At 44.3% G+C, this 7,013-nt stretch carries 5 protein-coding genes and 1 pseudogene; 5 read left to right on the top strand and 1 reads right to left on the bottom strand.

Annotation, left to right across the window (positions count from 1 at the left end):
* Window positions 1-2,466 carry an ATP-dependent Clp protease ATP-binding subunit gene (locus PX481_RS16040; protein ID WP_002732350.1) on the bottom strand — a complete coding sequence of 822 codons (2,466 nt, stop codon included), beginning with the start codon at window positions 2,464-2,466 and terminating at the stop codon, window positions 1-3.
* Window positions 2,467-2,952: 486 nt separating this feature from the next.
* Between PX481_RS16040 and PX481_RS16035 the strand changes: the two genes are divergently transcribed.
* The 5 genes and pseudogenes from PX481_RS16035 to PX481_RS16010 form a co-directional block, all read left to right on the top strand.
* A complete protein-coding gene (locus PX481_RS16035) occupies window positions 2,953-4,617 on the top strand; it encodes an AIPR family protein (RefSeq protein WP_002756717.1) in 1,665 nt (554 codons plus the stop codon).
* A 354-nt stretch (window positions 4,618-4,971) separates the two neighbouring features.
* Window positions 4,972-5,238 carry a hypothetical protein gene (locus tag PX481_RS16030; RefSeq protein WP_002733164.1) on the top strand — a complete coding sequence of 89 codons (267 nt, stop codon included), beginning with the start codon at window positions 4,972-4,974 and terminating at the stop codon, window positions 5,236-5,238.
* A gap of 4 nt (window positions 5,239-5,242) precedes the next feature.
* On the top strand, window positions 5,243-5,623 hold the full coding sequence (locus tag PX481_RS16025) for a hypothetical protein (RefSeq protein ID WP_002756719.1): 381 nt from the start codon (window positions 5,243-5,245) through the stop codon (window positions 5,621-5,623).
* A gap of 126 nt (window positions 5,624-5,749) precedes the next feature.
* Window positions 5,750-6,084, top strand: a pseudogene (locus tag PX481_RS16020) (type II toxin-antitoxin system VapC family toxin).
* 755 nt (window positions 6,085-6,839) lie between these two features.
* The coding region (locus PX481_RS16010; protein ID WP_288094963.1) for a DUF29 family protein at window positions 6,840-7,013 on the top strand (174 nt) is incomplete at its 3' end.

Here is a 7,013-nt window from a genome sequence, read left to right as displayed (position 1 = left end):
TTATTCGATCACGGGAGCGATTAACTCGCGTCTTTCCCCCGAAATAACTTTCACCTTACCTTCCTCATCGATATCGACCATGGCAGTATCCCCATCAGAAACCCGTCCGGAGAGAATTTCCTCAGCCAGAACATCTTCCAATAGACGCATAATCGCACGACGTAAGGGACGAGCGCCGTAGGCCGGATTATAACCTTCCTCGATCAAGCGTTCTTTAAACTTATCAGTAACAGACAAAGTAATATTTTGTTCTGTCAGACGTTTAAACACATCCTTGAGCAGGATTTCGGCGATTTCCTTGACTTCTTCCTTATTGAGTTGACGGAAGACAATAATCTCATCAAGACGGTTGAGGAATTCAGGGCGGAAATACTGTTTTAATTCCTCATTAACCAGCGATCGAATGCGATTATACTGGGCCTCGGCTTGATTATCGGCAAACTCGAAACCTAAACCACCGCCACCCTTCTCGATCACCTTAGAACCGATGTTCGAGGTCATGATCAACAGGGTATTTTTAAAGTCCACCGTGCGACCTTTGGCATCGGTCAAACGTCCATCTTCAAGGATTTGCAGAAGCATATTGAAGACATCGGGGTGAGCTTTTTCGATTTCGTCGAATAGCACCACCGTATAAGGACGACGACGCACCGCTTCCGTTAATTGTCCCCCTTCGTTGTAACCAACGTAACCCGGAGGCGAACCGATTAACTTAGAAACCGTGTGCCGTTCCATGTATTCCGACATATCGAGACGGATCATCGCATCTTCGGAACCAAAGAAATAAGCGGCCAGAGCTTTAGTTAACTCGGTTTTACCTACCCCCGTTGGACCGGAGAAGATAAAGGAAGCAATGGGACGGTTGGGATTTTTCAGACCGACGCGAGCGCGACGAATGGCGCGAGACACCGCTTTAACTGCGTCCTCTTGACCGATGAGACGCTGATGCAGGGTATCTTCCATGTGCAGCAGTTTCTCGGATTCGGTTTCGGTCAGTTTGTTGACGGGAACCCCAGTCCAAGAAGCGACGATGTGAGCGATTTCCTCGGCATCCACAAAGGGTTCATCGTTGCCATCTTCGCCTTTTTTGGTGGAAGCGAGATTCCGTATCTGGGTTTTGATTTCCATTTCCCGATCGCGCAATTCCCCGGCTTTCTCGAAGTCTTGACCGCGCACCGCATCATCTTTTTGTTTGAGAATTTGCCGCAGTTCTTTATCTAATTCCTTGGCTGCTGGGGGCAATTGGGAATTAATCAAGCGCACTCTCGAACCAGCTTCATCGATTAAATCGATCGCCTTGTCCGGTAAAAAGCGATCGCTAATGTAGCGATCGGACAATTTCGCCGCCGCTTCTAGTGCTTCGTCTAGGATTTTTAATTTGTGGTGCTGTTCGTAGCGTTCCCGGAGACCGTAGAGAATTTCGATCGTTTCTTCTACGGAGGGTTCACCGACCATAACCGGTTGAAAACGTCTTTCTAGAGCCGCATCCCGTTCGATATGTTTGCGGTACTCATCCAAGGTCGTCGCCCCGATACATTGTAGTTCTCCCCGGGCCAAAGCCGGTTTGAGAATATTGGCCGCATCGATCGCTCCTTCGGCTGCCCCGGCACCGATGAGAGTATGAACTTCATCGATAACAAGGACGACGTTACCCGCTTGGCGAATTTCGTCCATGATTTTTTTGAGGCGTTCCTCAAATTCGCCGCGATATTTGGTTCCCGCCACTAACAAGCCGATATCGAGGGTGACAACCCGTTTTTCTTCGAGAATGTCGGGAATATCCTTGTTAGCGATGCGTTGGGCCAATCCTTCTGCGATCGCTGTTTTACCTACCCCCGGTTCTCCGATTAGGACTGGGTTATTTTTGGTACGACGACCGAGAATTTGGATGACGCGCTCGATTTCCTTTTGCCGGCCGACCACGGGATCGAGTTTACCCTCGCTGGCCATTTGGGTGAGATTGGAACCGAATTCGTCAAGAGTGGGGGTTTTAGTGCGACCTTGGGAAGATGAACCGGCGGCCACTTCGGCGGTTTCCCCTAACATTCTGATCACTTGGGTGCGAACTTTCGAGAGATCCACCCCGAGATTTTCCAGAACCCTAGCGGCCACACCTTCCCCTTCGCGAATTAGTCCTAAAAGGAGATGTTCTGTGCCAATATAGTTATGGCCCAGTTGACGGGCTTCTTCGAGGGAGAGTTCTAAAACTCGTTTGGCTCTGGGGGTGAAGGGAATTTCCACGGCTACGAATCCGGAACCGCGACCGATGATTTTCTCCACCTCCACGCGCGCATCTTTGAGATTGACACCCATGGACTTGAGGACTTTGGCGGCAACTCCCGTTCCCTCTCCAATTAGTCCTAGTAAAATCTGCTCTGTTCCCACGAAGTTATGGCCAAGGCGGCGGGCTTCTTCTTGGGCGAGCATGATTACTTTAATGGCTTTTTCCGTAAATCTTTCAAACATAGCCTATCCATCACCTACACAAGCGACCCTAGATATGCTGATTTTAGCACGGCTTTTTAGTTTAGCCCTCTTTCAGTGATCAGTTATTGGGGAGCGGCCTGGAAACCTGCCGATAAGTGGTTCACCCTTGCATAATCCCCTAGGCTCGTGGTCATCCCCATCTCTCGATCGCTTGACTATCGATCGCCCATTTTCAGGTCAAAACTCGAAGTATAAGCAGATTAAATATTACTACCTATTGACAAATGAGTATATATGTTGTATGTCGGTGTAACATACAGAAAGTTGACCCATATCGTTACTCTGGAGACTGTTATGCAGAAAGTTTTCGTATATAGCGGTGTGCAGTCGTATGAGGTACAGTGTCACGAGCTATAAACCATGCTAGGCAAAGCTTGGTTTGTATCTCACTCAAGCGCTTACCGCTATAATATGTAGTTAGGCACAATAAAATAAGCTATTTAAATATGTTCGTTAAATAAGTACATGAATATTAATATATCCATCATCGACCAACGCTTAGTATCAGTTAGCAAAGACATTCGTCAAAAAGCTTCTGAAGAACTACGAATCACAGATGAAGGCCGGCTTAAGTCTTTGGCTTTTGTATATCTGTGCGTTAAAACCATTTTAGATTTAGATGGAGATGATGTTTTTGATTGCTTAACAGAAGGAGGTGGTGACTTTGGAGTAGATGCTATACATATCTCAGAAGAATATGACGGTGAATTTACAGTTAGTTTATTTCAGGCAAAATATAAGAACAACCTAGAAGGAAACTCTAACTTTCCTGAAGAAGGTATAAAAAGTTTAATAAACGCAATTAATTACTTATTTAATCCAGCAGCCAAACTAGAACATATTAATCAACGACTGCTTGTGAAAGTGGAAGAAGCTCGTAGCCTAATCCGGGATGGCTATATTCCCCAAGTTCGGACAATAGCTTGCAACAATGGGCTGAAATGGAATTTATCTGCTCAAGAGGCTATTGATCGTGCTGAGTTTGGAGATCAGGTGACATGGGAATATGTTAATCACGAGCGTTTAGTCAAAATTCTTCAAGCTTCTAAACCCGTAAAAGATACTTTGCAGCTAAGTGGCAAAGCTATTGTGGAAGATATGGAGTTTAGCCGAGTACTGTTGGGTAGAATTTCGGTGACAGAAATTGCCACACTTATAGAGCGACATGGAGAACGTTTATTAGAGCGCAATATTCGTCGCTACTTGGGTTTACAAGGAAATCGCGTAAATGAGGGTATCCGTCATACTTTAACTAGCGATGAAAAAAACAATTTTTACTTTTATAATAACGGGGTCACGTTGATTTGTGATAGTTTCTCATACAACGCATTGCAAGATGGCGATTACAAAGTGCGTGTTGAGAATTTACAAATCATTAACGGTGGTCAAACGTGTATGACCATATTTAAAACCTTGCGAGAACCAGATTTAATTCATCAAAATGCCCAAGCTTTTGTTCTTTTAAGACTCTATCAATTGCCTCGTGAAAATGAAGGTTTAGTTCAAAGAATTACCTACGCAACCAATAGCCAAAATCCAGTAGATCTCAAAGATTTACGTGCTAATGATGAGCGCCAGAAAATATTGGAAAAGGATATTGAGCAATTAGGATTTAACTACAGGACTAAACGTTCCAATACTCCTACTCGCTCTGCTGATATTACTTCAGGAGTAGCTGCTGAGGCAGTATTATCCGTTTGGCGAAGAAAACCTCATCAAGCAAAGTTTTTCTCTCGTGAACATTTTGGGAAACTGTATGATACAATCTTTACTGACCAATTAAATGGAGCGCAAATCGTAATAGCTGTTCAGCTTTACAGAATTGCAGAAAACCGCCGCAAAAGACCTGAGTCTACTGACCCAGATTTTGTCCGCTATGCTTCCTGCTTTATTGCAATGCAGATGGGACAAAAACTTTTGGCTGATATGAAAGTTCAGATGAAAGATATTAGTCATCAAAATTTTCAATCAGCCCAAATGCTTATTGATCAAAATGGGGAGAGTTACTTTAATGCTTCATTACAGGATATTAAACAGGCACTTCAGGATCTTTATGGAGAACAAGAGATTTCCTTGCAGCAGCTATCTGCAACATTTCGACGTGGTGATTTAATAAGTAGACTTCAATGAATCAAATCGGTTCAATAATTCGACTTCTTTTCTTGCAAACTCGCTTAACCTAACTTGACCGTTAGCTGAAATATTGGTGAATTTTCAAAGTTGCCTGTTGCTGTGTGACTTCACAGATTAATATAGTGCGATGCCAAAGGCACTGCGTAGCAGAGCGCAATCTTGTAGGGTGCGTTCCCTAAAACAACTTCTACCGCTTCAGCGATCGATTTTGGGGAACGCACCATGAACATTGATTGAAACTGTGAGTCTAAGTGCGATGCAGCCTTTGTGGTCCCAGTTGGGGAATGTTAGCGAAGATTGCCAATGTTGAGGTTAAAATAGAGGGGCAAAAGTGGCAACGGGGTCAGGACAATGACAGTTAATCAACTCCGCTACAGCAAAGAAGAATTCGCCCGACGTGGTAATGAGATTTATCAATCTCAGGTGCGCCCCCAAGTCGAGGAAGGCAATCATGGGAAGATTGTAGCCATAGATATTGAAACAGGTGCTTTTGAGCTTGCCAATGACACAATAACTGCTTCTAATCGATTGCTTGAACGAAACCCTGATGCTCAAATCTGGCGTGTCCGAATTGGACATAAAGGCGTTCACCGCTTTGGCGTAGGTCGTCTGCTTTAACTTTATGATGAACGGAATTGTTGATCAAAACTGCGAGGCAAGGCTTAGGTTAGTCGTAAGCAATGAGAGTAAACAGAGGCAAGTAATTGATGCTGTTATTGATACAGGGTTCACAGGCTTTTTGACCTTACCTCTGACAGTAATCAACAGCCTCAACTTACGGTTGTATAGCCGTGAAGAGGGAACATTAGGGGATGGAAGTACCTGTATCTTTGACGTTTACAGTGGTCTTGTTATTTGGGACGGTGAATATCGGTATATTGATGTTAACGCAGCTGAAACAGACCCTTTAGTTGGTATGAGTTTACTCTACGGCTATCGGATGCAACTTGATGCGATCGAGGGTGGAATAGTCGTAATTCAGTCATTGAACAGTTTAAGCTAATCGGGTGTGGAACGGTCTAACAACGTTAGTGCGATGCCGAAGGCACTGCGTAGCAGGGCGCATCGCTTCGTAGCGACAGTTTTGCACAGATTGGGATAAAATACAGATCTAACTAGCGCATTTCAAATGAGCGAAACTGTTTACGTTGAAACTAGCGTGGTTGGTTACTTAACAGCCAGACTCAGCAATAACTTAATCCTCATGGCAAACTTGGGGATTACCCAAGAGTGGTGGGACACACGCCGAGAGCAATTTACGCTTTATATCTCCCCCCCCCTAAAGCCTCTGATGATGCGCTTCATATTGCAGTTGCTACATTTTACGGAATTGACTATCTTTTAACTTGGAACTGTAAGCATATTGCCAATGCTCAAATACAAAAGAAACTAGCACAAATAAGTATAGAAGCAGGATATGATCTGCCAACGATTTGTACACCTAATGAACTAATGGGAGATTAATTATGTGGAAAGATGAAGTTCTAGAAGAAATTTACAGAATACGTGAAGAACACGCGAAGTCCTTTAACTATGATTTGCAAGCAATTTGCAATGATCTTCGTAAAAAACAATCCACTAGCAGCAGACAAATTATTTCGACTCCACTCAAACCTCGCAGTCAACCGCATAACAAATCGTTGCATCCGACCGCCTAGAGATGATCTGATAGAAGTTGAAGATTCTCTGTGGCGGCTGAACTCAGCCGTTAGAGCGATCGCAATCTTGTAGGGTGCGTTCCCTAAGGCAACTTCTACCGCTCCAGCGATCGATTTTTGGGAACGCACCATGCACATTGATTGAAACTGTGAGTCTAAGCCGCGTAGGTTGGGTTGATCGAAACAAGACTGGGGCGAAAATAGCTCAATTCGCTTGAAAAAGCGAAACCCAACCACCCCAAAGGTTACTCTTTGTTGGGTTTCCTTGGGTCAACCCAACCACAATAATTGCTGCTCTATTGATCGCCCATTTTCAGACCAAAACTCGAAATATAAGCAGATTAAATATTACTACCTATTGACAAATGAGTATATATGTTGTGGCCCTATATTTTTGTTAATGGTGAGGTGCAAGGTCTCTGGTTTTGGGAAACTCTAGAACTGCGGAAGGGGCTGTAAGCGAACGGTAATCAGTTATCATTAAGAAAACGCCGGATCGTTAACCTAACAGAATTAACCCCACAATCCCACCCGAAAAGCTTGAAAAACAGGGAACCGGTTATGCCAACCACCTACAATTGCGATTTAATTCTCTGGGCCCGGGATACGGCTCAACTTTTGCGGGAACAACGCTGGGATGCCATTGACTGGGAGCATTTAATCGAGGAAATCGAGGATTTGGGGAAAAGTGAACGCAGTGCGATTGGTTCTCAAATGGAGCGAATTTTGCTTCAT

It is taken from the genome of Microcystis sp. M53603_WE2 (assembly GCF_030065435.1).
Note: the sequence above shows the minus strand (reverse complement) of the source record. Positions and strands in the feature narration are given on the sequence as shown.

Coding starts and splice junctions, on each gene's coding strand:
- PX481_RS16030 (WP_002733164.1), top strand. CDS start 4,972: ATGACAGTTAATCAACTCCGCTACAGCAAAGAAGAATTCGCCCGACGT.
- PX481_RS16025 (WP_002756719.1), top strand. CDS start 5,243: ATGATGAACGGAATTGTTGATCAAAACTGCGAGGCAAGGCTTAGGTTA.
- PX481_RS16040 (WP_002732350.1), bottom strand. CDS start 2,466: ATGTTTGAAAGATTTACGGAAAAAGCCATTAAAGTAATCATGCTCGCC.
- PX481_RS16035 (WP_002756717.1), top strand. CDS start 2,953: ATGAATATTAATATATCCATCATCGACCAACGCTTAGTATCAGTTAGC.